The sequence below is a fragment of the Enterobacter cloacae complex sp. ESBL7 genome (assembly GCF_041679625.1).
GTDB classification, from domain to species: Bacteria; Pseudomonadota; Gammaproteobacteria; order Enterobacterales; family Enterobacteriaceae; genus Enterobacter; species Enterobacter asburiae_B.
Genome location: NZ_JBGORN010000001.1, coordinates 1378455 through 1402315 on the forward strand (window position 1 = coordinate 1378455; position 23861 = coordinate 1402315).

The window sequence follows — 23861 nt, forward strand, 5'->3', positions numbered from 1 at the left end:
GCGTAGCCGCCACCCGACATGTTTACAGCGACCACCGATCCCGCCCGGTCTCTTTCGCCCGATACAGCGCCGCATCGGCGCGGGCGATGATCTCGGTGCCTGCTAACCCCTCCGCCATGCTCGCAATCCCCATGCTCACGGTGACACGATCGCTAACGGTTGACGCACTGTGCGGTATAGCTTCTGTACGCAGGCCGTCCTGAATGCGTAAGGCCACCTTTTCAGCGATGTTTTCCGGGCAGTTAAACAGGATCACCACGAACTCCTCGCCGCCGTAGCGTGACACCACATCGTCAGGCGTGCGCACCGACTGCTTCAGCACCCGCGCCACGCGGGTCAGGCAGTCGTCACCCGCCTGGTGCCCGTAGGTGTCGTTGTAGCGTTTGAAATAGTCGATATCCAGCATAATCACCGAGAAGGTTTTTTTCTGCTCAACCGCGTTCTCCAGCACCACTTCCATTTTCCGGCGATTGGCGGTTTTGGTTAACGGATCCTGATGCGCCAGCGCATCCAGCCTGGAGATCAATAGCTGATTTTGCTGGTTACGTCGCCAGGCCTCGTCAAACCAGCTCAGCAGGATGAAACGTCCGCAAATCAGAATCAGCGTAAAGACGCTCCAGATAACAATGAAGTGAAGGTTGAGGCCATCGTTCCGTATCCAGCTTGCTACCGGCAGGGTGATCCAGAGCGGGAGCACAAAGGCGAGTAGCCCTTCAGGATAAAAATAGAGCGCCGTTAAGCCGGCGAGTAATAAAATGACGCACAGCGGCCAGACGTGCGGGAGCAGCAGCTGGGTGATAAACCAGAAGCAGGAGACCGACCAGATGGCGCTGCAGATAAACAACACCACGCTGATGCCGGCGATGCGCCGCCAGGCCATCAGGATCAGCGCAGCGGAGAGGATGATAATACCGAGCATGGAGGCATCAACTATTCTCGTCAGCTGCGGCGAATGGGGATACAGGGGATCGCTGGTATTAAGCAAAACGTGTCGCAGCAGAATCATCACCGCGAAGCTGATATTCACGAAGGCCAGCCACGGCAGGTTCATCGCCAGCCCGTGCATAACCATAGCATGGCGCGTTGGCCAGGTTGCCCGTTCAAGTGTCGGTTTTTTTCTTTTTTCCATTGACGCTTTTTACCCTGTCTGGCTAACACGTGAAGCAGGAAAGGGCGGACGAACCGCCCTTTGCGTGCACCGTTACGGTGTCACAATGTTAAACCAGAAATCAAACTTGTCCATATAGCTAAGCATGGCATCAAGTTTCGCGCTGTCGCCAGTAATTTTAATATTTCCGCTGTCCTGGGCCTGTTTCAGCGTCACCTCCTTGAGGATGATTTTATTCAGCGTGTCACGGTTAAGCGTCAGCGTAGCGTCCGCCTCTTTTGCTTCAGCGTTCGCCGTGTGGTTCAGCACGCCGTTTTCGAGCTCAAGTTTGTACTTCCCGCCATCGCTGCCCAGGTCGATGTTAAACACCGATTTGGCGTCACCCGCTTTTTGTCCGTTGATATGGACAGCCAGATAGTCAAAGAACATCTCTGGCGTCATCGCGCGCACCGTGTCCGGGCTGGCGGTATTCGGCGTTGGCCCTTTCACCACGCCGTTACGCAGCTCCTGCGCACCGGTCAGGTAGAAGTTACGCCACGGACCGGATTCAGCCTGATAGCCAAGCTGTTCCAGCGCATCCGCTTCCAGGCTGCGTGCCGCCTGGTTGTTTGGATCGGCAAAGACCACTTTGCTCACCACCTGCGCCACCCAGCGGTAGTTCCCCTGGTCGAAGTCGGTTTTCGCCTTGCTCAGGATGGCATCCGCGCCGCCCATATACTCCACGAATTTCTTCGCGCCTTCTTCAGGCGGCAGTTCATCCAGCGTCGCCGGGTTGCCGTCAAACCAGCCCAGATACAGCACATAGGTGGCTTTTACGTCATGGCTCACCGAACCGTAATAGCCGCGGTTGGCCCAGGTATGCGCCAGTGAATCCGGGAGCTTGAAGTTCGCTGCGATTTCGTCGCGCGTCAGCCCTTCGTTCGCCATACGCAGCGTCTGGTCGTTGATGTAACGATAGAGATCGCGCTGGCTTTTCAGCAGCTTGACGACGTTTTCGTTGCCCCAGGTCGGCCAGTGGTGCTGCGCCATGATGATTTCAGCTTTGTCACCCCAGCGCACAATCGCCTGGTTGATGTATTTCGACCACGGCAGCGGCTCGCGGATTTTGGCCCCGCGCAGCGAGTAGGTGTTGTGCAGGGTATGGGTCACGTCCTCAGCGGATTCAATCAGTTTTTTCTCTTCGATATACCAGAGCATTTCCGATGGTGCTTCGGATCCCGGTGCGAGCATAAAATCATAGGTCAGGCCGTCGATAACCTCTTTCTGCCCGTCTTTCTCAATGATATTGGTCGGGGCAATCAGCGTGACCGTCCCGGCGGAGGTCGTTGTCCCAAGACCGGCACCCACCTGGCCTTTGGCATCGGGCTTCAGCAGGTTGCCATACATATAGCTGGCGCGGCGGCTCATCACGTTGCCCGCCATGATATTCTCGGCAACGGCCGCTTCCATAAACCCGGCTGGCGCGTAGACCTTCACTTTGCCGGATTTCACGTCGGCTTCATCCACCACGCCGCGCACGCCGCCATAGTGGTCAACGTGGCTGTGGGTATAAATAACGGCGACGACAGGCTTCTTGCCGCGATTTTTAAAATAGAGATCCATCCCGACCTTCGCCGTTTCTGCCGACACCAGCGGGTCAACCACGGTAATACCTTCTTTCCCTTCAATGATGGTCATATTTGACAGGTCAAGATTTCGGATCTGATATACGCCATCGGTCACTTCAAACAGGCCGCTAATATTAATCAGCTGAGATTGACGCCATAAGCTGGGATTAACGGAGTCCGGTGCTTTATCGCCTTCTTTAATAAATGAATATTGCTGTGGATCCCAGATGACATTCCCTTGTTCCCCTTTGATAATTTCCTGAGGAATCGGTGCAATAAAGCCTTTATGGGCGTTCGTAAAATCAGTGTTGTCGGAGAAAGGAAGCTGATTAAACAGGGCGTTATTGGCTTGTTGCGTTGCAGTCGTGGCATCCTTCGGGGCTTCTGCGGCATACGCGGAACTGAGGGAAATAACAAGTCCAGCCAGAGCAAGACTCCTGACGATCAAATTGAATTTCATCCTAAACCTCTCAGTGATGTATTACGTCGCTTGTGGAAAATTCGCGTCCTGGCTAAAAGTGGTTCAAGAAATGCAATGGAAATATATGAGGTAGAAATAACTATAATCGGGGAGTGGTATTCAGCAAGTAAATGGATGAAAAACCGGGCATTGCGCCCGGTACGTTATTTATTTCTTTTCGTCTTTCTTTTTCCCGAGCGTTGGCGTCTCGTCGAAGAAGTTCCACGGTTTAAGCAGGGTATGCACCCATTCCGTCGGCATAATCGGCCACTCTTCCGCGCGGGCGACGTGGGTGGTGCCGGTGGTCATCCAGACCACGTCATCCTGATCGCTCAGCGACTCGTTATCCTTGCTGTACTGCCCCAGGCCCGTGTCGTGTACGGAGCGGTTCGGGAATTTTCCTTCCGGGTAGAGCTCATCCGGATGGTAACGGGTCACCCAGAGCTGTTTGTCCATAAAGCTCAGGCGATGATAAATCCACTCGTCCGGGGCAAATTTCGCGCCGGTCGCCACCGGGTGCGTACCCCCCGCGTAAGGGATAATCTGGTACGAGACCGGGTTGCCCATGCGGTTCTCTTTACTGGTGTTGCTCAGCAGCCGAATGGTGCCCGGGTCGAATTTCTGCGCCGCCTGCTGCTCGGTATCAATATCGTACTGATTAATCTGCATGGTGCTGGTGCGCGGGCCCCCGGCGGTATTCGGCTTCACTTCCGGATCCATCGCCACCAGCTTGTTGTTGATGCCGTCCACGTCCATATCAAGACGGAAGTTGTAGATGTGCTGGTGCGTGGTGCCCACGATGTTATGGTCGATTAGCGTGCCGTATTTGGTGTCGTCTTTGGCGGTGGCATCGTGCATGGTTTTCGCCTGAACGCCTTTCACCGCTTCGATACCCGTCGCGCCGGCATCAATGCCGATGGTGCCATTTTCATGGAACACCCAGTCGAAGATGTAATCGTAGTTGCCCACGGTACTCACCCAGCGCACCACCAGCTCGCGGCGCTCGGCGCTGACGTTCGGCTGGCCCATCTCCTGATGTTTGTATTCCGGCCCCGCGTAGCGTTCGAAAATGGCGATCGCGCGCGGGATCTCCATCGGCGCGCCGGTGTAATCCGGGATAGTTTCATTGAGCATCACGGCGTTGGACGGCACGTCTTTACCGCGCACCAGCGGTGAGGTCAGGGTGCCCATACCGTAGTCGCCGGAGTCGAGATAGGCTTTAAAGTACCAGCCCACGTCCGGATCGCCATAAGGAACGATCATGCCGCCGAGTGACCCCTGATACATCACCTGGCGCTTTTTGCCGTTGTCGTTATAGGTGACGGTTGAAATCATCGGACCGACGCGGGAGTCCAGGCTCAGATGGAAATCCCAGTTCTGCCAGTGCACCATATCGCCGGTGATGGTGTAGTTCTTGCCTTCCGGCTCAGTGATGTTGAGCGGTTTTTTCGGCGTTTCAACGCGGTCGCGGCCATCATAGGGGCGCGGGGTCATGGGAACCGGAACAACGGCGCCTTCTTCAATCTTCTGGATCTTTTTCTGCTCAAGATCGACAACCGCGACCAGGTTTTCAATCGGGTGCGCCCAGTAGTTGCCGTCGCCCACGTCCAGATAGCTCACCACCTTCAGCAGGCGATCTTCCTGCTTCAGGCCGTCTTTACCGTCGAAATAGCCGACGGTCAGCGGCGTGGTAATCACTTTTTTCGGATCGGTGATGCCGTGTTTTTTAAGCACCTCGGCGAACTCGGTGCTTTCGTTGATGATCTGCTGAACCGCGGTGAAATCATCCAGCAGCACCATGCCGTGCGCGTCTTTTACCGGTTCCCAGCGCAGGATTTTTTTATCCTTCAGGTCCACTACGCTTTCGATAACGTGCTTGCCATCGAGCATGACGATCTTCGCCTGACGCGGGGCATCCACTGCCGTACCGTTAAGCACAAAGTCCCACACTTTGGCTTTCTCAGGCTCTGCCAGGGCGATCTGGGTAAAGCGGGTATTCGGCTTAAAGTCCGCCGAGGCTTTCACAATCTCAACGGCCTGCTTAATTTCGTCCGCCGTTAGCGCGTTTAACGGGTGAGGGCGTTTTTCAACCTGGAAGGTCTGGTCAAGGCCGGACTGGAAAACATCGTTGATGAAGGTATCGGAAATAAAGGCTTTCTTGCCTTTCATCACCACCGGCACCTCAAGCCTGAGGGTTTTACCGTTGACGATGGCGGTTTTAGCGCCCGGTTTGACCTTCACAAAGGCACCGTCTTTCGCAATCGTGAACATCTGTGCGTAATCATCCCACTGAACGTCCGCGCCAAAGTCCTGCAGCGTTTTGGCCATCGGGACCATATGCGCCTCACTGCCGTGGGCGAAAACAGGGGATTGCCAGACGCAACACAGCGCAACGGCCATGGCCAGCGCCGTTCTACGGGCAGAAAAAGAAGAATTGCTTCCCATCGTAGACCTCATCTTGTTGTGTTTATACCCGTCATACTTCAAGTTGCAGGTGCGTTGGCTGCACTCACTCACCCCAGTCACGTACTTATGTACGCTCCCGGGGATTCGTTCCCTTGCCGCCTTCCTGCAACTCGAATTATTTAGGGGATATTGTGTTGTGACAGCCTTATCCTGACAGGCGCCTGAGAAAAGCGTTTGCCTGCATCTGCCAGATTATTTGTCAGCCTTGCCAGGTTAAAAAAAGAGCGGGGATAAATCACATGCTGGTGCAGAACAATCCCCTCTCCCCTTTGGGGAGAGGGTCAGGGTGAGGGGCGTTAGCTGAAATCGCCCTGCTGGCGCGCCACCAGCGTCAGGATGGAGTAGAGCGCCACGGCCTGCTGGTGCTGGTTGAAGATCTCAACCGCCCACTCCACCACGCCGGTCGGTTTTTCCTCGGCGGTGCGCTGTTTCTTCAGCGTTTTACGCTTGCAGGTCAGGCGCACCTGAATGGTATCGCCCGGCTTAACCGGCTCGATAAAGCGCAGGTTTTCCATGCCGTAGTTGGCAATAACCGGCCCGACGCCCGCATCAACAAACAGTCCCGCAGCGGCGGAGATCAGGAAGTAGCCGTGCACCACGCGCTCGCCGAAGATCGACTCCGCCGCGCCGATCTTGTCCATATGGGCGTAGAAGTGGTCCCCGCTCAGGCAGGCAAAGTTCACGATGTCGGCTTCCGTGAGGGTGCGGCGCGGCGTCAGCAGGCTGTCGCCCGGCTGCAGCTCCTCGAAGTATTTGCGGAACGGATGCACGCGATCTTCCTGCACCGCTGCGCCACGCACCCACTGTTTGCCAATGGCGGCCAGCATCGTCGGGCTGCCCTGAATCGCCGTGCGCTGCAGGTAGTGCTTCACCGCGCGCAGGCCGCCCAGCTCTTCGCCGCCGCCCGCGCGGCCCGGGCCGCCGTGCACCAGCTGAGGCAGCGGGGAGCCGTGGCCGGTAGACTCTTTTGATGATTCCTCGTTAAGGATCTGAATGCGCCCGTGGGCGCGCGCCGCGCCGGCAATAAACTGGCGGGCAATGGCCAGGTCTGCGGTAACCAGCGTACCCGCCAGGCTGCCGCCGCCCGCGCGGGCAAGCTGCATCGCGTGGCGCGCGTTGCGATACGGCATCAGCGTCGCAACCGGGCCGAAGGCTTCGGTTGAGTGCACCGCCGGGGTTTCATCCGGCTGCGGGCAGAACAGCAGGGTCGGCGGGAAGAACGCGCCCGCGGCCTGCAAATCCGCTTTGCCGCCCAGACGGATCTGGCAGCCTGCAGCGATCAGTTGCTCCACCTTTTCCTGCACGTCCGCGCGCTGTTCGGCGTTGACCAGCGCCCCCATCTTCACCCCTTCCTGCGCCGGGTCGCCCACCACCACTTTTTCCAGGCGGGCAATCAGCGCCTGGCTCACCGCGTCAATCTGGTTTTGCGGGACGATAATCCGGCGAATGGCCGTACATTTTTGCCCGGCCTTAGCGGTCATCTCGCGGACCACTTCCCGGACGAACAGCGCAAACTCCGGCTGGTCTGGCGTAACGTCTTCCCCCAGCACGCAGCAGTTCAGGGAGTCGGCCTCCATGGTGAACGGAATCGAATTCGCCACGATATTCGGGTGCACGCGCAGGCTTTGCCCGGTGCTGGCGGAGCCGGTAAAGGTCACCACGTCCTGGCTGTCGAGCTGGTCGAGAAGATCCCCCGCGCCGCCGCAGATCAGGCTGATGGCGCCGTCCGGCACCAGTCCGCTGTCGACGATGGATTTCACCATCGCCTGCGTCACCTGCGCGGTAGCGGTAGCGGGTTTGATGATGGCGGGCATCCCGGCAAGCCAGGTCGGCGCCAGCTTTTCCAGCATCCCCCAGCAGGGGAAGTTAAAGGCGTTGATGTGCACCGCCACGCCGGATTTGGAGGTGAGGACGTGGCGCGCCGCAAAGCCGCCTTCTTTCGACAGCGGGATTAACTCATCTTCCGGCCACAGGGTGTCATCCGGCAGCTCGCGGCTGCCCAGGCTGGCGTAAGTGAAGAGGGTGCCGATGCCGCCTTCAATATCCACCCAGCTGTCTGCCTTAGTCGCGCCCGTCTGGGCCGACAGGGCATAAAACGTCTCTTTCTCGCTCAGCAGGTGCTTTGCCACCGCCTTCAGCATGGCAGCACGTTCGATAAAGGTCATCTCGTGAAGCGCTTCCCCGCCGCGCTCAATCGCATAGCGACGGGCGGCCGCCATGTCCAGCCCTTCGCTGGTCACGCTCCACAGGGCTTCGCCACTGATGGCGTGATGAATAGTGCGCTCGCGGCCCCGGCCAGACTGCCAGGTACCGGATAAGAAGCTGGCTAACTGCTGCATCGCTTATCTCCAAATGTTACGTAATTTACTCATTAATAGTTTGATCGTGAATCATAAAAATCAAGCTGAGTTTTTAATGAATTGTTAACGTTGTGATCTGGCAGGATGAATCTCATTGCCTGAAGGCGCTTTCTGAAAGGCCTGATGCAAAAGCCTTGCGAGCAGCATCACAAAACCAGGAAACAATTCTTGGGGTTATATTTAACCTGTGTGTAACTTTTAAAAAACAAAGTGATTCAACATTACGCCTTAATTTGCAAACTAACGAATCATAAAGGTGATGACGTGACGCAAGAACAACGGTTTGAGCAGCGCATAGCGCAGGAGACGGCGATTGAGCCTCAGGACTGGATGCCTGACGCCTACCGTAAGACGTTGATCCGCCAGATTGGTCAGCATGCGCACTCCGAAATTGTCGGCATGCTGCCGGAGGGGAACTGGATCGCCCGCGCGCCGACGCTGCGCCGAAAAGCGATCCTGCTGGCGAAAGTGCAGGACGAAGCCGGGCACGGGCTCTATCTCTACAGCGCGGCGGAAACGCTGGGCTGCGCGCGGGAAGACATCTACCAGAAAATGCTCGACGGCAGGATGAAATACTCCTCCATCTTCAACTATCCGACCCTGAGCTGGGCCGATATCGGCGTGATCGGCTGGCTGGTGGACGGCGCCGCTATCGTCAACCAGGTGGCGCTGTGCCGGACCTCCTACGGTCCGTATGCCCGCGCGATGGTGAAAATCTGTAAAGAAGAGAGCTTCCACCAGCGCCAGGGCTTTGAGGCCTGCATGGCGCTGGCGCAGGGCAGCGAGGCCCAGCGTCAGATGCTGCAGGACGCCATCAACCGCTTCTGGTGGCCAGCGCTGATGATGTTTGGGCCGAACGACGACAACTCGCCGAACAGCGCCCGCAGCCTGGCCTGGAAAATCAAACGCTTCGGCAATGACGAACTTCGCCAGCGCTTTGTCGACAACACGGTGCCGCAGGTGGAGATGCTGGGCATGACGGTGCCGGATCCCGACCTGCGATTTGATGAAGAGAGCGGTCATTATCGCTTCGGCGAGATCGACTGGCAGGAGTTTGACGAGGTCATTAGCGGGCGCGGCATCTGTAACCACGAGCGCCTGGCCGCCAAACGTAAAGCCTGGGAAGAGGGGGCGTGGGTGCGCGAAGCCGCACTGGCGCACGCGGAAAAACAACACGCCCGCAAAGTGGCTTAAGAGGAATCACCATGAGCAACGTCTACTGGCCGCTGTACGAAGTGTTCGTACGCAGCAAACAAGGGTTATCCCACCGTCACGTGGGCAGTCTGCATGCCGCCGACGATCGCATGGCGCTGGAAAATGCGCGCGACGCCTACACCCGCCGCAGCGAAGGGTGTTCTATCTGGGTGGTTAAGGCGAGCGAAATCGTCGCCTCCCAGCCGGAAGAGAGCGGTGAGTTCTTCGACCCGGCGGAAAGCAAGGTTTACCGCCACCCGACGTTCTACACCATCCCTGACGGCATCGAGCATATGTGAGGCAAAGAATGAATTCAGTGACTGCCTATGCCCTGCGTCTGGGCGATAACGGTCTGGTGCTCTCCCAGCGTCTCGGCGCCTGGTGCGGCCACGCGCCGGAGCTGGAAATTGACCTCGCGCTCGCCAATATCGGTCTCGACCTGCTGGGCCAGGCGCGCAATTTCCTGACCTATGCCGCGGAGCGGGAAGGCCAGGGCGATGAAGACACGCTGGCGTTTGGCCGCGACGAGCGCCAGTTCCGCAACGTCCTGCTGGTGGAGCAGCCGAACGGCAGCTTCGCCGACACCATTGCCCGACAGTACCTGATGGATGCCTGGAACGTGGCGCTGTACGAACGGCTGACTCAAAGCAGCGACGGCCAGCTTGCGGCCATCGCCGCCAAAGCGATTAAAGAGGCGCGCTACCACCTGCGCTTCAGCCGCGGCTGGCTGGTGCGTCTGGGCGACGGGACCGAAACGTCCGCGCAAAAAATGCAGCAGGCCATCGACAATCTGTGGCGTTTTACGGCGGAGCTGTTTGAAGCCGATGACGTCGAGCTGGCCCTGATTGACGCCGGCGTGGCGGTTGACCCGCGCGTCCTGCGCCAGCCGTGGGAAAGCGAAGTCTTTGCCGGTCTCAATGAAGCCTGCCTGCAGGGTCCCGCAGAGGTGGCGTACCGCACCGGGGGCAAGAGGGGGCTGCATACCGAACATCTGGGCCCGATGCTGGCGGAAATGCAGTACCTCCAGCGCGCGTATCCCGGTCAGCAGTGGTAAAGGAGAACGCTATGCAACGCCTCGTCGACATCGCGCCCGCGCAAATCCCGCAGATCTGGTCGCTGTTAAGCCAGATCCCCGATCCGGAAGTGCCGGTATTAACCATCACCGATTTAGGCATGGTGCGCAGCGTGAAGGCGCAGGGGGAAGGCTGGGTCATTGGCTTCACGCCAACCTACTCGGGCTGCCCGGCAACGGAGCACCTGCTGGGGGCGATCCGCGACGCGATGACCGCGAACGGCTTTACCCCGGTACACATTGTGCTCCAGCTTGAACCCGCCTGGACCACCGACTGGATGACCGCCGACGCGCGCGAGCGCCTGCGGGCGTACGGCATCAGCCCGCCCGTGGGGCATAGCTGCCACGCGCACGCGCCTGTGGAGGTGAGCTGCCCGCGCTGCGCCAGCACCGACACCGCGCTTATCAGTGAATTTGGTTCGACGGCCTGCAAAGCGCTCTACCGCTGCAACACCTGCCGCGAGCCCTTCGACTATTTCAAATGCATTTGAGGCTGCCATGACAACGTTTCATTCATTAACAGTGGCAAAAGTGGAACCCGAAACCCGCGACGCGGTGACCATCACGTTCGCGGTGCCGCAGGCGCTGCAGGACGCCTACCGCTTCCGCCCCGGCCAGCACCTGACGTTAAAAACGAAGCTTGACGGGGACGAGCTGCGCCGCTGCTACTCCATCTGCCGGAGTACCGCCCCGGGCGAAATCAGCGTGGCGGTCAAAGCCATCGACGGCGGGCGCTTTTCCCGCTATGCGCGGGATGAGATCAAAGCGGGTATGGCTCTGGAGGTGATGGTGCCTCAGGGGCAGTTTGGCTATCAGCCGCGGGCTGAACGTGAAGGCCTCTATCTGGCGATTGCGGCAGGCTCCGGGATCACCCCGATGCTGGCGATTATCTCCGCGACGCTGGCAACCGAACCCAATAGCCAGTTCACCCTGATCTACGGCAACCGCAGTAGCCAGAGCATGATGTTCCGCCAGGCGCTGGCGGACCTGAAGGACAAGTACACGCAGCGGCTGCAGCTGGTCTCCATCTTCAGCCAGGAGCGGCTGGACAGCGATCTGCTCTTTGGCCGCATCGACGGGGAAAAGCTGCAGGCGCTGGCGAAAACCCTGATTAACTTCCGCCAGTACGACGAGGCATTTATCTGCGGCCCGTCGGCGATGATGGACGACGCGGAAGCGACGCTGAAGGCGCTGGGGATGCCGGACAAATCCATTCATCTTGAGCGCTTTAACACCCCGGGGACCACCGCTAAACGCGCGGTGCACGTCCAGGCGGAAGGGCAGAAAGTGACCGTGCGCCAGGACGGGCGCGACCGCGAAATCACCCTGACGGCGGACGACGAAAGCATCCTGGATGCCGCCCTGCGTCAGGGGGCGGATCTTCCGTATGCCTGCAAGGGCGGCGTGTGCGCCACCTGTAAATGCAAAGTGCTGCGCGGGAAGGTGGACATGGCGACCAACTACAGCCTGGAGCCGGACGAGCTGGCCGCCGGGTACGTGCTGAGCTGCCAGTCGCTGCCGTTAACCGCCGACGTGGTTGTCGACTTCGACGCGAAGGGGATGGCATGAGCGAACTGATTGTTACCCGTCATGGCCGCGTGCTGCAGCTGACGCTAAACCGTCCGGCGGCGCGCAACGCCCTCAATAACGCGCTGTTAACCCAGATTGCCGAGCAGCTTGAGGACGCCGCAGCAGATGCCGACATCGCCGTCTGCGTGATTTACGGCAGCGAGCGCTGCTTTGCCGCCGGGGCCGATCTCAACGAAATGGCCGAGAAAGATCTGCCCGCCACGCTGAACGATATCCGCCCGCAGCTGTGGGCGCGCATCAACGCTTTTCCTAAACCGCTGATTGCCGCCGTGAACGGCTTCGCGCTGGGCGCAGGCTGCGAGCTGGCGCTGCTGTGCGACGTAGTCATTGCTGGCGATAACGCCCGCTTTGGCCTGCCGGAAATTACGCTGGGCATTATGCCCGGCGCGGGCGGCACCCAGCGTCTTATCCGCTGCGTCGGTAAATCGCTTGCCAGCAAAATGGTGCTGACCGGCGAGAGTATTTCCGCGCAGCAGGCGATGAGCGCGGGGCTGGTGAGCGACGTTTTCCCGCCAGCGCTGACGCTGGAGTATGCCCTGAAGCAGGCGGCGCTGATGGCGCGCCACTCTCCGCTGGCGCTGCAGGCGGCGAAACAGGCGCTGCGCCAGTCTCAGGAGGTGCCGCTCCAGGCCGGACTCGCCCAGGAGCGTCAGCTGTTTACGCTGCTTTCTGCCACCGAGGATCGCCGGGAGGGCATCGACGCCTTCTTACAAAAACGCACCCCCGACTTTAAAGGACGCTAATTGTGGAATTTATTCTCAGTCATGTTGAGCAGGGCGTAATGACCATTACGCTGAACCGTCCGGAGCGTCTGAACAGCTTTAACGACGTGATGCACCAGCAGCTTGCCGAGTGCCTGAAACAGGCCGAGCGGGATGACATCGTTCGCTGCCTGCTGATCACGGGGGCGGGTCGCGGCTTCTGTGCCGGTCAGGATCTGAACGACCGCAACGTCGACCCCAACGGCCCGGCGCCGGATCTGGGGATGTCCGTTGAAACCTTCTATAACCCGCTGGTGCGCCGCCTGGCAAAGCTGCCGAAACCGGTGATTTGCGCGGTTAACGGCGTAGCAGCGGGGGCGGGTGCGACGCTGGCGCTGGGGTGCGATATGGTGATCGCCGCGCGTTCCGCCAACTTCGTGATGGCCTTCAGCAAGCTCGGCCTGGTGCCGGACTGCGGCGGCACCTGGCTGCTGCCGCGCGTGGCCGGACGCGCCCGCGCTATGGGGCTGGCGCTGCTCGGCGACAAGCTCAGCGCCGAACAGGCGCAGGCCTGGGGGATGATCTGGCAGGTAGTGGATGACGAACAGCTCTCCACTACCGCGCAGCAGATGGCGCTGCACTTTGCGTCTCAACCGACCTTCGGGCTGGGGCTGATTAAGCAGGCAATCAACGCCGCGGAAACCAACACTCTGGACGCCCAGCTCGATCTGGAGCGCGACTACCAGCGCCTGGCCGGGCGCAGCGACGACTACCGCGAGGGCGTCAGCGCCTTCCTGGCGAAGCGCGCGCCGAACTTTACGGGGAAATAAGATGCTGAACATACGGACTGTCGCCGTGATTGGCAGCGGCACGATGGGCGCAGGGATTGCCGAAGTCGCGGCCAGCCATGGGCATCAGGTGCTGATCTACGACATCTCCAGCGACGCGATATCGCGGGCCATCGACGGGATCCGCCAGCGTCTGGCCTCCCGGGTGACGCGCGGAAAACTCTCCGCCGATGCCGGGAGCCAGATCCTCGCCCGGCTGCTTCCGGTCACCGATATCGAGGCGCTCGCCGCGGCCGATCTGATTATAGAAGCGGCCTCCGAGCGTCTGGAGGTGAAAAAGGCGCTGTTTGCTCAGTTGGCTGAGATCTGCCCGCCGCAAACGGTGCTGACCAGCAATACCTCATCCATCTCCGTTACGGCGATTGCGGCGGACGTCCACCACCCGGAGCGGGTCGCAGGGCTGCACTTCTTCAACCCGGCGCCGGTGATGAAGCTGGTGGAGGTGGTCAGCGGGCTGGCAACCTCTCCGGAAGTGGCCGACGCGCTGTGCGAGCTGGCGCTGAACTGGGGCAAACAGCCCGTTCGCTGCCAGTCAACGCCGGGGTTCATCGTCAACCGCGTCGCGCGTCCGTTTTATTCCGAAGCCTGGCGCGCGCTGGAAGAGCAGGTCGCGCCGCCGGAGGTGATTGATGCCGCCCTGCGCGACGGCGGCGGTTTCCCGATGGGGCCGCTGGAGCTGACCGACATGATTGGTCAGGACGTGAATTTTGCGGTGACCTGCTCGGTGTTTAACGCCTTCTGGCAGGAGCGTCGTTTTCTGCCTTCTCTGGTCCAGCAGGAGCTGGTGCTGGCAGGAAGGCTGGGCAAAAAGAGCGGGAAGGGCGTCTACGACTGGCAGGGTGACAAACCCGCCGTGCAGTGGGTGCCGGCCGTGAACGACAGCTACAGCCCGATGCGCGTGGAAAGAAGACGTGACGGTGTCACCGAAATTGATGATGTGTACCTGATTGAAACGCAGGGCGAAACCGCTCAGGCGCTGGCGCTGCGGCTCAACGGCCCGGTGGTGGTGGTGGACCGCATTGAGCGCGACGTGGCGGTGATTGCGGCGGCCGCCAGCAACCCGCACACCGCGACGCAAAAGGCCATCCGCTACCTGCAACAGCAGGGTAACCGGGTGGTGCAAATTGCCGATTATCCCGGCCTGCTGGTCTGGCGCACGCTGGCGATGATTGCCAACGAAGCGCTGGATGCCCTGCAAAAAGGGGTCGCCAGCGAGAAGGACATCGATACCGCTATGCGCCTGGGCGTGAACTACCCGAGCGGGCCGATCGCCTGGGGCGAGCGTCTGGGCTGGCAGCGCCTGCTGACGCTGCTGGAGAACCTGCAGCGTCATTACGGCGAAGAGCGCTACCGCCCCTGTTCACTGCTGCGCCAGCGCGCGCTTCTGGAGAGTAGCTATGAGTCATAACGCCTGGCATAACGCCCGCGCGATGTACGAACGGGACGCCTGCGCGCAGGCGATGGGGATGGACATTGTCGCCATGGACGAGGGCTACGCGGTGGTGACCATGACCATCACCCCGCAGATGCTTAACGGCCACCAAACCTGCCACGGCGGACAGCTTTTTTCGCTGGCAGACACCGCCTTTGCCTACGCCTGCAACAGCCAGGGGCTGGCGGCGGTAGCCTCAGGCTGCTCGATTGATTTTCTGCGTCCGGGCTTTGCCGGGGACACGCTCACCGCCACCGCGCGGGTGATGCATCAGGGCAAGCTGACCGGCGTGTACGACATTGAAATCCAGAACCAACAACAGAAAACCGTCGCCCTTTTTCGCGGGAAATCTCACCGCATCGGCGGCAGCGTGACAGGAGAGGCCTGATGCGTGACGCATTTATTTGTGATGGCGTTCGAACCCCGGTGGGTCGCTACGGCGGCGCGCTTGCCGCAGTCCGGACCGACGATCTCGGTGCCGTGCCGCTGCGCGCGCTGCTGGCCCGCTATCCCCAGCTCGATCTCGAGCGGATCGACGATGTGATTTTCGGCTGCGCTAACCAGGCGGGGGAAGATAACCGCAACGTAGCGCGCATGTCGTCCCTGCTGGCCGGGCTGCCGCAGACGGTGTCCGGAACCACCATTAACCGCCTGTGCGGATCGGGGCTGGACGCGATTGGTTTTGCTGCCCGCGCCATTAAGGCGGGCGATGGCGAGCTGCTGATTGCGGGCGGCGTGGAGTCGATGTCGCGCGCGCCGTTTGTGATGGGCAAAGCCACCGCCGCGTTTCAGCGTCAGGCGGAAATCTTTGATACCACTATCGGCTGGCGATTTGTGAATCCGCTCATGCATCAGCAATTCGGAACTGACAGTATGCCGGAAACGGCAGAGAATGTAGCTGAATTGTTAAATATCAGCCGTGCCGATCAGGACGCGTTCGCGCTGCGCAGCCAGCAGCGTACCGCGCAGGCTCAGCAGAACGGCATTCTGGCGCAGGAGATTGTGTCGGTACCGGTGCCGGGAAAAAAAGGGACGGTCACTGAGTTCAGCCTGGATGAACATCCGCGCGCGGACACCACGCTCGAACAGCTCGCCGGGCTAAAAACGCCGTTCCGTAAGAACGGGGTGGTCACTGCGGGGAATGCCTCCGGCGTCAACGACGGCGCTGCGGCGCTGATCGTCGCCAGCGAGAAGATGGCGCTGGCGCAGGGATTGGTCCCGCGCACGCGGATCGTGGCGATGGCGACGGCAGGCGTGGAGCCACGTCTGATGGGGCTCGGCCCGGTCCCGGCGACCCGCAAGGTGCTGGAACGCGCAGGACTCAGCATTAACGATATGGACATTGTCGAGCTTAACGAAGCTTTCGCCTCGCAGGCGCTGGGCGTGCTGCGTCAGCTGGGCCTGCCGGATGATGCCGCGCACGTTAACCCGAACGGTGGCGCGATTGCGCTGGGCCACCCGCTGGGGATGAGCGGTGCCAGGCTGGCGCTGGCCGCGAGCAATGAACTGCACCGACGCGGCGGGCGCTACGCGCTGTGTACGATGTGCATCGGTGTGGGTCAGGGCATTGCCATGATCCTTGAGCGTGTTTGAGCATAAAAACAATGTGAGTACCCTACAATGACAAATACAACAAAGCTTGATCCGATTGAAACGGCCTCCCTTGACGAGCTACAGGCGCTGCAGACCGAGCGTCTGAAATGGACGCTGCATCACGCCTACAACAACGTGCCGATGTACAAACGCAAGTTTGACGCGGCGGGCGTTCACCCTGACGATTTCAACGAGCTGGCGGATATCCGTAAATTCCCGTGCACCACCAAGCAGGACCTGCGGGATAACTATCCGTTCGATACCTTTGCCGTGCCGATGGAGCAGGTGGTGCGTATTCACGCGTCATCCGGCACCACCGGCAAACCGACCGTTGTCGGCTACACGCAGGGCGACATCGACAACTGGGCCAATCTGGTGGCCCGCTCCCTGCGCGCCGCGGGCGGCAGCGCGAAGGACAAAATTCACGTGGCGTATGGCTACGGCCTGTTTACCGGGGGGCTGGGGGCGCACTACGGCGCAGAGCGTTTAGGCGCGACGGTGATCCCGATGTCCGGCGGCCAGACGGAGAAACAGGCGCAGCTGATCCGTGATTTCCAGCCGGATATGATCATGGTAACGCCGTCCTACTGCCTCAACCTGATTGAGGAGCTGGAGCGCCAGATGGGCGGCGATGCCAGCGGCTGTTCCCTGCGCGTGGGCGTCTTCGGCGCCGAGCCGTGGACGCAGGCCATGCGGCGCGAAATTGAAAAACGCTTGGGCATTACGGCGCTGGACATTTATGGCCTCTCCGAGGTGATGGGGCCGGGCGTGGCGATGGAGTGTATCGAAACCGTCGACGGCCCGACCATCTGGGAAGATCACTTCTACCCGGAGATCGTCAACCCGAACGACGGCACGCCGCTGGATGACGGCCAGCAGGGCGAACTGCTGTTCACCACGCTGACCAAAGAGGCGCTGCCGGTGATCCGCTACCGCACCCGCGACCTGACGCGCCTGCTCCCGGCCACCGCGCGCAGCATGCGTCGTATGGACCGGATCAGCGGGCGCAGTGACGATATGCTGATCATCCGCGGCGTCAACGTCTTCCCGTCGCAGCTGGAAGAGGAGATCGTGAAGTTCGAACACCTTTCTCCGCACTATCAGCTGGAGGTGAACCGTCGCGGGCATCTTGATTCACTTTCCGTGAAGGTCGAGCTGAAAGAGAGTAGCCTCACGCTGACCCACGAGCAGCGTTGCCAGGTGTGCCACCAGCTTCGCCACCGCATTAAGTCGATGGTGGGGATTTCCACCGACGTAATGATTGTTAACTGCGGCAGCATCCCGCGCTCGGAGGGCAAAGCCTGCCGGGTGTTTGACTTGCGTAAAGCTGCGGCCAACGGCTAAGTTTTCCCTCACCCCGGCCCTCTCCCAAAGGGAGAGGGTGTAAACAGTTCCCTCTCCCTTTGGGAGAGGGTTAGGGTGAGGGGGAAACCCCAGAATCCTATGCTATGATTCATCCAGGACAAAAATAACAACAGAATGAATCACATGAATAAACTCGACGCCTTTATCCAGCACGCGGTCAGCTCCGTTCCCGTCAGCGGGACCTCGCTTATCTCCTCGTTATACGGTGACGCGCTTTCCCATCGCGGCGGTGAGATTTGGCTCGGCAGCCTGGCCGCCCTGCTGGAAGGCATGGGGTTTGGCGAGCGCTTCGTGCGCACCGCGCTGTTTCGCCTCAACAAAGAGGGCTGGCTGGACGTTTCCCGCATCGGACGTCGCAGCTTTTACCGCCTGAGCGATAAGGGGCTTCGCCTGACGCGTCGCGCGGAGAATAAGATTTACCGTGCGGAACTGCCCGCATGGGACGGCAAATGGCTGTTGCTGCTCTCCGAAGGTCTGGATAAAACCACCCTTGCCGACGTCAAAAAACAGCTGATCTGGCAGGGGTTTGGCACGCTGGCGCCGAGCCTGATGGCCTCGCCGTCGCAGCATCTGGCGGACGTGCAGTCTCTGCTACACGATGCCGGCGTGGCGGAAAACGTAATTTTCTTTGAAGCCCACTCGCCGCTGGCGCTCTCCCGTGCCGCGCTGCGTTCGCGGGTGGAGGAGTGCTGGCAGTTAACCGAGCAAAACGCGATGTACGAGACGTTCATCGATTCATTCCGCCCGCTGCTGCCGCTGTTGAAAGAGGCCGCGCCAGAGGAGCTGACGCCGGAACGCTGTTTCCAGATCCAGCTGCTGCTGATTCACTTTTATCGTCGCGTGGTGCTGAAAGATCCGCTGCTGCCGGAAGAGTTGCTGCCCGCGCACTGGGCGGGGCAAAGCGCCCGACAGCTCTGCATTAACATCTATCAGCGTGTCGCGCCGGGGGCGCTGGCGTTTGTCAGCGAGAAGGGCGAAACCTCCGTGGGCGAGCTGCCCGTGCCCGGCACGCTCTACTATCAACGCTTTGGTGGTCTTACAAGCGCATAAGGAGTGAAGATGCCAGTTTATCAAATTGACGGTCTGACGCCGGTCGTGCCGGACGAGAGCTATGTTCACCCGACGGCGGTGCTGATTGGCGACGTGATTCTGGGCAAAGGCGTTTACGTCGGTCCTAACGCCAGCCTGCGCGGTGATTTTGGCCGTATCGTGGTGAAAGACGGTGCCAACATTCAGGACAACTGCGTGATGCACGGCTTCCCGGAGCAGGACACGGTGGTGGAAGAGGACGGGCATATCGGCCACAGCGCCATTCTCCACGGCTGCGTGATCCGCCGCAATGCGCTGGTGGGCATGAACGCGGTGGTGATGGACGGCGCGGTTATCGGTGAAAACAGCATCGTCGGCGCGGCGGCGTTCGTGAAGGCGAAAGCGGAGATGCCCGCCAACCATTTGATTATCGGCAGCCCGGCCAAAGCGATTCGCGAACTCAGCGAACAGGAGCTGGCGTGGAAGCAGCAGGGCACGCGGGAGTATCAGGTGCTGGTGGAGCGCTGCAAGCTAACTATGCACCAGGTGGAGCCGCTGCGAGACGTTGAGCCTGACCGGAAACGGCTGGCGTTTGATGAGAACTTAAAGCCGAAGTCGGCGGTGTAGGGCTCAGACCGTCTTTTTTCGCCATATCCATCAACAGCGCGATGCCGATGTAATTACTCCAGTTAAAGGTATTTTGCAGCACCACCACCGCATTGCCTTTTTCTTTGTCATAGCCGATAAAGCTGGAGTAGCCGCCGATATAGCCGACCTGATAGGTGATTTTTTCCAGACCGATAAAGTCGGTGGTCCAGGCAATACCCTGCACTCCGTCAGGGCGTTGAATATCGGTATTTCTCACTTCGGCAAAGACATTGTCCAGCAGGGGACTGTGGGTCGTCGAGACGTGATAGCGTGCATAGGCCGCCAGATCTTCGGCGTTGCTGTACAAGCTCGCTGCCGCCACCATGTTGTTGGAAAAATGCCAGTCTGGGGTGAGCCGCCCGCGCGGGATAAATTTCGGCTGATCGCCCGCGTGGCCGAGCGCACGCTGCGGGTATCCTTTTAGCTGCTGGGGAATAAAGCTGCTGTTAGCCATTTGCAGCGGACGGAAAATATAGCGCGAGGCTAAACTCTGGATATCTTCGCCGGTTTTGTGCTTCAGGATATAGCCGATCAGGGCGTAGCCGGTATTGGAGTATTGCGGCACTTTATTCTTTGGGGCCTGCCAGTCGGCGAGGTAGCGCAGCACGTTATCGCTGTCCAGCTCGCTATAGAAATTTTCGCCGGTGCTTAAATAGCCGATGAATTTTCCAAGCATCGGAACATCCATATTCTGACGCGGCAGGCCGGAGGTGTGGGTTACCAGTTCAAGCAGGGTAATTTTTTGTGCATCCGCGCTAAGCGGCGTACCCGGCGGTAGCAATGTTGCCAGGTTATCGTTCCAGTTCAGTTGCCCTTCATTCACCAGACAAGCCACCACTTCCGCCGTGATCCCTTTGCTGAGCGAGCCGAGCGCAAACAGGGTGTCGGGCCTGACCGGATAGCGATTGACCGCATCGGTTACGCCCCAGGTGTAAAACTGCGGCGAGCCGTGATTATGGATCACCGCGACCGTCATCCCGGGAACGGATTTTTGCGCCATGTAGTGACGCACCACGCTGTCAACGTCGCCATCCAGCGAATCATGGGTGAGAAGTTCCTGAGTACCTTCCGGGGAGGACATCTGTGAGAGCGTGCCACAACCGCTGAGGAGTGGGAGAGTAAGCAGAAGCCAGCGAATTTTTTTTGTTATGTTCTGCATACCTGATAGCGAGTGTGGTGGTCATTGGCGCGCCAGGAATGTATCACAAATAGCCTGCCTGAATGTAAACTTTCTAAACGGCGGCGGCCCTGTTGATGGTCACCGTGACTTTTCGGCCAGCCTTGAGGGATTTCAGTATGACTCGCTTTTATCAACTTACCGCCACCCGCCTGGATGGCCGCCCTATCTCAATGGCCGACTATGCGGGAAAGGTGGTTTTGGTCGTCAATACCGCCAGCCAGTGTGGCTTTACGCCGCAATATGCTGGCCTTGAAGCGCTATACAAGAAATACGCCGATCGAGGACTAGTAGTGCTGGGCTTCCCCTGCAACCAGTTCGGTAAACAGGAACCCGGCGGCGCCGACGAAATCTCGGAAACCTGTCACATCAACTACGGCGTGAGCTTCCCGATGTTTGAGAAGGTAGAAGTTAACGGTAACGCAGCGCACCCGCTGTTTCGTTATCTGAAAAACGAATTGCCCGGCGTGCTGGGAGGGCGGATCAAGTGGAACTTTACTAAGTTTCTGATCGGCCGCGACGGTAAACCACTCACGCGTTTTGCTCCGATGACGACGCCAGAGAAAATGGAGAGGGCGATTGTGGAGGCTTTGGGGAGGTGAGCGTTTTGGTGAATGGAATTAACCATGAGTCGGGCACTTCCGGAATACCCGATGTCCACTTTGTGCCAGGAGCGGACTTTTAGTTCGCTGTAGTACCCTTTTATAAGCGTATGAGATGGAAAATAAAGAAGCCGCCAACTGGCGGCTTTTGTGCAGGAAGGTAAATTTAGCAGTATTCGGTAATATCAAACCCTTCATCAGCTGTTGGCTCTTCGAAATAGCGCGTTATGATGTCAAATTGTTGGTCTGAGGCAGAAAATTCATGCACGCCTTCTGCATTACGGGCGCGCAAGCGGGATTTACATACTTCATCAGAAACTTTCAGATAGTGCAGCTGATTACTGGCACCTGACTCCTTAATAATGCTCATCATCCATTCACGATTTGTTTGTGTGTTTGCCGGGAAATCAAGAACTACTGATAAACCAGCTTTGAGTAGTGACACCAGATGAGGCTTCATGGCATTTCTCAGTCTTAATGAATACTGCACATAATCAGATATGGATTGCATTTCATTGGTAAAGAGGGCAGCCAGCCAGCGATCCTCGCTGACAATTACAGTCCCAGGTGATGATCCTAATTTTGCTGACAATGTGGATTTTCCTGATGCAATTTTTCCACATAACAAGTGCAAGACAGGTTTTTCAGGCGTCGTTACTGCATTTGTGTCCATTCTTTACCTCACTGAATTGTTACCGGTAAGGCCCGCCTTACCGGCGGGAAAATGGCGAACGTTATCCCACCTGAGTCAGACAGGTGATAATAATCATTGAATAGGTTAGGACTGAGTGTGTTTTCATCGTCATTCAACTTAACAGAAAAAGACTCACACCGTTGGTGAAAATAGCATAAGGGTACGCCCACTGTTCGCTCAAAGCAGGCGTTTCCCCCTACTATGCTGCTTTCCAAACCCATTACCCCCGCAGCCACGGCGTAATCGTCAGCCCGGTAAGCAAGCCTTCCGGGCTGAGCAGGCGAGTGACGGTTTGCCCCCACGGTTCCAAACGGTTAGCCACCAGCAGCCGATAGCCTTTTTCGCTCAGAACGCGTGTAGCCGAGTCCAGATCCTGTACCTCGTACTCAACCCATCCCTGCGGTATCGGGTGCTCAACTGGCCACTTTTCCTCTCCAAAACAGGATGCAGCCGCCTGTGCGAGCGGCCAGACGGCGAAATGCTTCACGCCTTCCAGCTGATCCTCCTCAGTGAGCAGATAATCGGTATTCCCCTCCATCGGCTTCAGCGGAAGGCCGAGTGTCTGAACATAAAACGCGCTGCTGGACTCCGTATCCCGCGAAATGGGCCCGAACCCGGCGACGAACAAGACATCAATTTCCGGTAACGTCTGCGGCATATCCACTCCTGAATGAGGTGAAATTCACCCTGAATTTATCTTACGATCGGCGGAAATACGACTCTCAAATCTGGTATCGCGTTCACCGTGCCTGCACGTCCACGACGGGTTTAAAATTCAGCGCGATAACGATCAGCAGCACGACTCCCGCACTCATGATCAGCCATGCGCTGGTCAGCGAGACCGAACTGTCGCGAACGATCCCCGCAATTAACGGCATAAGCGCGGCGATCGTGTATCCGCCACCCTGAACTTTAGACAGCAACTTCCCGGCCTGCGCGGGCGTTCGCGCATGATCGAACGTGACGATGAGCGACAGCGGGAAGAGGGCGCCGATCCCGGTGCCAAGCAGCAACGTGGATAATACAGGCGTCGTACCCGGCGCAAAGACCAGACACAGTAATCCTGCCAGCAGCAACAGCAAAACGGCAATCAGCGGCACGCGACGATCGGTGAATTTACCGATCAGCGCGGAGACGGCAAACCCGGCGACAACCTCGGTTAACGTCAGCCAGGCCAGCATGTAGCCGCTGCTGCGTGCGGACCATCCCGCCTGAATATAGAGCGGGGGCAGCCAGGCCAATACCAGCGTGTAGGCGCCCGTTCCCACGCCGAAAAAGAGCAACAGTAGCCCTGTGCGAGAGGACGAGAGCGTAACGGTTTCGCGTGCTGTTTTTTCCCCTTGAGGATGCTTAACCAGCGTTAACCACAGTATCAGCGCCAGCAGCGCTAACAGCCCGGCCAATGCCAGCGCGGGCTTCAGCGTGAGCCATGAAAACAACGGCTCTGCGCTCGCGGCGGCGACTGCCGCACCGGCCATAATGCCCGTGCTGAAAAGCGACATCACCGTGCTGGCCGTTTGCGTATATTCCTTTTTTATCAGGGCAGGCATTAACGCCTGGATCGTGCCTATGCTGGCCCCGCCCAGTAACGCGGTGCCCATAAGACTCTCCGGTGAGGCGCTAAAACCGCGCAGCAAACAGGCCGCAAGCAGGATAAAGAGCCCAAACATAATTCCCCGTACGGCGCCGACTCGGGCTAAAAGCCAGGGGCCACACAGGGCGGCAAGCCCCATCATCGCGACCGGCAGGGTGGTTAGCAGGCTGAATTGCGTAGCGGTCAGCCCTGCTTCGCGCTGCAGCACGGAAAACAGCGGTCCGACAGAAGCCAGAATGGGGCGCAGGTTCAGCCCGACGATAAAAGCGATAACGGCGAAGAGTAAAGGCGACGTGCGTTTCAACATGGAGTCCTTTTCGG

At 59.0% G+C, this 23861-nt stretch carries 22 protein-coding genes; 14 read left to right on the plus strand and 8 right to left on the minus strand.

Going from position 1 to position 23861, the window contains the following annotated elements; genetic code table 11:
- Positions 1 to 22: 22 nt before the first annotated feature.
- The 4 genes from ACERY3_RS06870 to paaZ all read right to left on the minus strand — a co-directional run bounded on the left by ACERY3_RS06870 (position 23) and on the right by paaZ (position 7980).
- Complete coding sequence (locus ACERY3_RS06870) at positions 23 to 1129, minus strand: GGDEF domain-containing protein (RefSeq protein WP_048976926.1); 1107 nt, start codon at positions 1127 to 1129, stop codon at positions 23 to 25.
- A gap of 72 nt (positions 1130 to 1201) precedes the next feature.
- Positions 1202 to 3175, minus strand: a complete 1974-nt coding sequence (locus tag ACERY3_RS06875) for an alkyl/aryl-sulfatase (RefSeq protein ID WP_373225328.1) — start codon at positions 3173 to 3175, stop codon at positions 1202 to 1204.
- A gap of 168 nt (positions 3176 to 3343) precedes the next feature.
- Complete coding sequence (gene tynA, locus ACERY3_RS06880; RefSeq protein ID WP_373225329.1) at positions 3344 to 5620, minus strand: primary-amine oxidase; 2277 nt, start codon at positions 5618 to 5620, stop codon at positions 3344 to 3346.
- Positions 5621 to 5937: 317 nt separating this feature from the next.
- Positions 5938 to 7980, minus strand: coding sequence for a phenylacetic acid degradation bifunctional protein PaaZ (gene paaZ, locus ACERY3_RS06885; protein WP_319875922.1), 2043 nt, complete (start codon positions 7978 to 7980; stop codon positions 5938 to 5940).
- Between the two features lie 285 nt (positions 7981 to 8265).
- On the opposite strand from paaZ, the gene paaA reads away from it, so the two are divergent.
- The 13 genes from paaA (at position 8266) to paaY (ending at position 19452) form a co-directional block, all read left to right on the plus strand.
- Entirely contained in the window at positions 8266 to 9195 is a 930-nt protein-coding gene (gene paaA, locus ACERY3_RS06890) for a 1,2-phenylacetyl-CoA epoxidase subunit PaaA (protein WP_047061739.1), read from the plus strand.
- An 11-nt stretch (positions 9196 to 9206) separates the two neighbouring features.
- Positions 9207 to 9494 (plus strand): 1,2-phenylacetyl-CoA epoxidase subunit PaaB, encoded by a 288-nt coding sequence (gene paaB, locus ACERY3_RS06895; protein WP_003857353.1) that lies wholly within the window; start codon positions 9207 to 9209, stop codon positions 9492 to 9494.
- An 8-nt stretch (positions 9495 to 9502) separates the two neighbouring features.
- On the plus strand, positions 9503 to 10249 hold the full coding sequence (paaC, locus tag ACERY3_RS06900) for a 1,2-phenylacetyl-CoA epoxidase subunit PaaC (protein ID WP_058840680.1): 747 nt from the start codon (positions 9503 to 9505) through the stop codon (positions 10247 to 10249).
- Between the two features lie 11 nt (positions 10250 to 10260).
- Positions 10261 to 10758 carry a 1,2-phenylacetyl-CoA epoxidase subunit PaaD gene (paaD, locus tag ACERY3_RS06905; protein WP_058840679.1) on the plus strand — a complete coding sequence of 166 codons (498 nt, stop codon included), beginning with the start codon at positions 10261 to 10263 and terminating at the stop codon, positions 10756 to 10758.
- Positions 10759 to 10765: 7 nt separating this feature from the next.
- Entirely contained in the window at positions 10766 to 11836 is a 1071-nt protein-coding gene (gene paaE, locus ACERY3_RS06910) for a 1,2-phenylacetyl-CoA epoxidase subunit PaaE (protein WP_058840678.1), read from the plus strand.
- Positions 11833 to 12600, plus strand: coding sequence for a 2,3-dehydroadipyl-CoA hydratase PaaF (gene paaF / locus ACERY3_RS06915; protein ID WP_058840677.1), 768 nt, complete (start codon positions 11833 to 11835; stop codon positions 12598 to 12600). The genes paaE and paaF overlap by 4 nt, the downstream gene beginning before the upstream one ends.
- Complete coding sequence (gene paaG / locus ACERY3_RS06920) at positions 12600 to 13388, plus strand: 2-(1,2-epoxy-1,2-dihydrophenyl)acetyl-CoA isomerase PaaG (protein WP_139153152.1); 789 nt, start codon at positions 12600 to 12602, stop codon at positions 13386 to 13388. Before paaF ends, paaG begins: the two co-directional genes overlap by 1 nt.
- A 1-nt stretch (position 13389) precedes the next feature.
- Entirely contained in the window at positions 13390 to 14814 is a 1425-nt protein-coding gene (gene paaH / locus ACERY3_RS06925; protein WP_058840676.1) for a 3-hydroxyacyl-CoA dehydrogenase PaaH, read from the plus strand.
- Positions 14804 to 15226, plus strand: coding sequence for a hydroxyphenylacetyl-CoA thioesterase PaaI (gene paaI / locus ACERY3_RS06930; RefSeq protein ID WP_039262613.1), 423 nt, complete (start codon positions 14804 to 14806; stop codon positions 15224 to 15226). Before paaH ends, paaI begins: the two co-directional genes overlap by 11 nt.
- Positions 15226 to 16431 (plus strand): 3-oxoadipyl-CoA thiolase, encoded by a 1206-nt coding sequence (pcaF, locus tag ACERY3_RS06935; protein ID WP_058840675.1) that lies wholly within the window; start codon positions 15226 to 15228, stop codon positions 16429 to 16431. The genes paaI and pcaF overlap by 1 nt, the downstream gene beginning before the upstream one ends.
- 27 nt (positions 16432 to 16458) lie before the next feature.
- Positions 16459 to 17775, plus strand: coding sequence for a phenylacetate--CoA ligase PaaK (paaK, locus tag ACERY3_RS06940; protein ID WP_045888536.1), 1317 nt, complete (start codon positions 16459 to 16461; stop codon positions 17773 to 17775).
- 135 nt (positions 17776 to 17910) lie between these two features.
- The gene (paaX, locus tag ACERY3_RS06945) at positions 17911 to 18846 is read left to right on the plus strand and encodes a phenylacetic acid degradation operon negative regulatory protein PaaX (RefSeq protein WP_033145431.1); all 936 of its coding nucleotides are present in this window, start codon (positions 17911 to 17913) and stop codon (positions 18844 to 18846) included.
- 9 nt (positions 18847 to 18855) lie between these two features.
- Positions 18856 to 19452: a phenylacetic acid degradation protein PaaY gene (gene paaY / locus ACERY3_RS06950; RefSeq protein WP_182932053.1), complete on the plus strand. Its 597-nt coding sequence runs from the start codon at positions 18856 to 18858 to the stop codon at positions 19450 to 19452.
- Here the strand turns inward: paaY and ACERY3_RS06955 are convergent.
- Positions 19361 to 20632, minus strand: a complete 1272-nt coding sequence (locus ACERY3_RS06955) for a serine hydrolase (protein ID WP_058840673.1) — start codon at positions 20630 to 20632, stop codon at positions 19361 to 19363. The two genes, paaY and ACERY3_RS06955, sit on opposite strands and share 92 nt — an antisense overlap.
- 137 nt (positions 20633 to 20769) lie before the next feature.
- Between ACERY3_RS06955 and ACERY3_RS06960 the strand changes: the two genes are divergently transcribed.
- Positions 20770 to 21252: a glutathione peroxidase gene (locus ACERY3_RS06960; protein ID WP_058840672.1), complete on the plus strand. Its 483-nt coding sequence runs from the start codon at positions 20770 to 20772 to the stop codon at positions 21250 to 21252.
- Between the two features lie 166 nt (positions 21253 to 21418).
- On the opposite strand, the gene ACERY3_RS06965 is transcribed toward ACERY3_RS06960, so the two are convergent.
- The 3 genes from ACERY3_RS06965 to ACERY3_RS06975 all read right to left on the minus strand — a co-directional run bounded on the left by ACERY3_RS06965 (position 21419) and on the right by ACERY3_RS06975 (position 23847).
- Positions 21419 to 21925, minus strand: a complete 507-nt coding sequence (locus ACERY3_RS06965) for an ATP-binding protein (protein WP_058840671.1) — start codon at positions 21923 to 21925, stop codon at positions 21419 to 21421.
- A gap of 241 nt (positions 21926 to 22166) precedes the next feature.
- Positions 22167 to 22604 (minus strand): VOC family protein, encoded by a 438-nt coding sequence (locus ACERY3_RS06970; RefSeq protein ID WP_112778035.1) that lies wholly within the window; start codon positions 22602 to 22604, stop codon positions 22167 to 22169.
- Between the two features lie 82 nt (positions 22605 to 22686).
- Positions 22687 to 23847, minus strand: coding sequence for an MFS transporter (locus ACERY3_RS06975; protein WP_373225331.1), 1161 nt, complete (start codon positions 23845 to 23847; stop codon positions 22687 to 22689).
- Positions 23848 to 23861 lie beyond the last annotated feature (14 nt).

Coding starts and splice junctions, on each gene's coding strand:
- ACERY3_RS06870 (WP_048976926.1), bottom strand. CDS start 1,129: ATGGAAAAAAGAAAAAAACCGACACTTGAACGGGCAACCTGGCCAACG.
- ACERY3_RS06875 (WP_373225328.1), bottom strand. CDS start 3,175: ATGAAATTCAATTTGATCGTCAGGAGTCTTGCTCTGGCTGGACTTGTT.
- tynA (WP_373225329.1), bottom strand. CDS start 5,620: ATGGGAAGCAATTCTTCTTTTTCTGCCCGTAGAACGGCGCTGGCCATG.
- paaZ (WP_319875922.1), bottom strand. CDS start 7,980: ATGCAGCAGTTAGCCAGCTTCTTATCCGGTACCTGGCAGTCTGGCCGG.
- paaB (WP_003857353.1), top strand. CDS start 9,207: ATGAGCAACGTCTACTGGCCGCTGTACGAAGTGTTCGTACGCAGCAAA.
- paaC (WP_058840680.1), top strand. CDS start 9,503: ATGAATTCAGTGACTGCCTATGCCCTGCGTCTGGGCGATAACGGTCTG.
- paaD (WP_058840679.1), top strand. CDS start 10,261: ATGCAACGCCTCGTCGACATCGCGCCCGCGCAAATCCCGCAGATCTGG.
- paaE (WP_058840678.1), top strand. CDS start 10,766: ATGACAACGTTTCATTCATTAACAGTGGCAAAAGTGGAACCCGAAACC.
- paaF (WP_058840677.1), top strand. CDS start 11,833: ATGAGCGAACTGATTGTTACCCGTCATGGCCGCGTGCTGCAGCTGACG.
- paaH (WP_058840676.1), top strand. CDS start 13,390: ATGCTGAACATACGGACTGTCGCCGTGATTGGCAGCGGCACGATGGGC.
- paaI (WP_039262613.1), top strand. CDS start 14,804: ATGAGTCATAACGCCTGGCATAACGCCCGCGCGATGTACGAACGGGAC.
- pcaF (WP_058840675.1), top strand. CDS start 15,226: ATGCGTGACGCATTTATTTGTGATGGCGTTCGAACCCCGGTGGGTCGC.
- paaK (WP_045888536.1), top strand. CDS start 16,459: ATGACAAATACAACAAAGCTTGATCCGATTGAAACGGCCTCCCTTGAC.
- paaX (WP_033145431.1), top strand. CDS start 17,911: ATGAATCACATGAATAAACTCGACGCCTTTATCCAGCACGCGGTCAGC.
- paaY (WP_182932053.1), top strand. CDS start 18,856: ATGCCAGTTTATCAAATTGACGGTCTGACGCCGGTCGTGCCGGACGAG.
- ACERY3_RS06955 (WP_058840673.1), bottom strand. CDS start 20,632: ATGCAGAACATAACAAAAAAAATTCGCTGGCTTCTGCTTACTCTCCCA.
- ACERY3_RS06960 (WP_058840672.1), top strand. CDS start 20,770: ATGACTCGCTTTTATCAACTTACCGCCACCCGCCTGGATGGCCGCCCT.
- ACERY3_RS06965 (WP_058840671.1), bottom strand. CDS start 21,925: ATGGACACAAATGCAGTAACGACGCCTGAAAAACCTGTCTTGCACTTG.
- ACERY3_RS06970 (WP_112778035.1), bottom strand. CDS start 22,604: ATGCCGCAGACGTTACCGGAAATTGATGTCTTGTTCGTCGCCGGGTTC.
- ACERY3_RS06975 (WP_373225331.1), bottom strand. CDS start 23,847: ATGTTGAAACGCACGTCGCCTTTACTCTTCGCCGTTATCGCTTTTATC.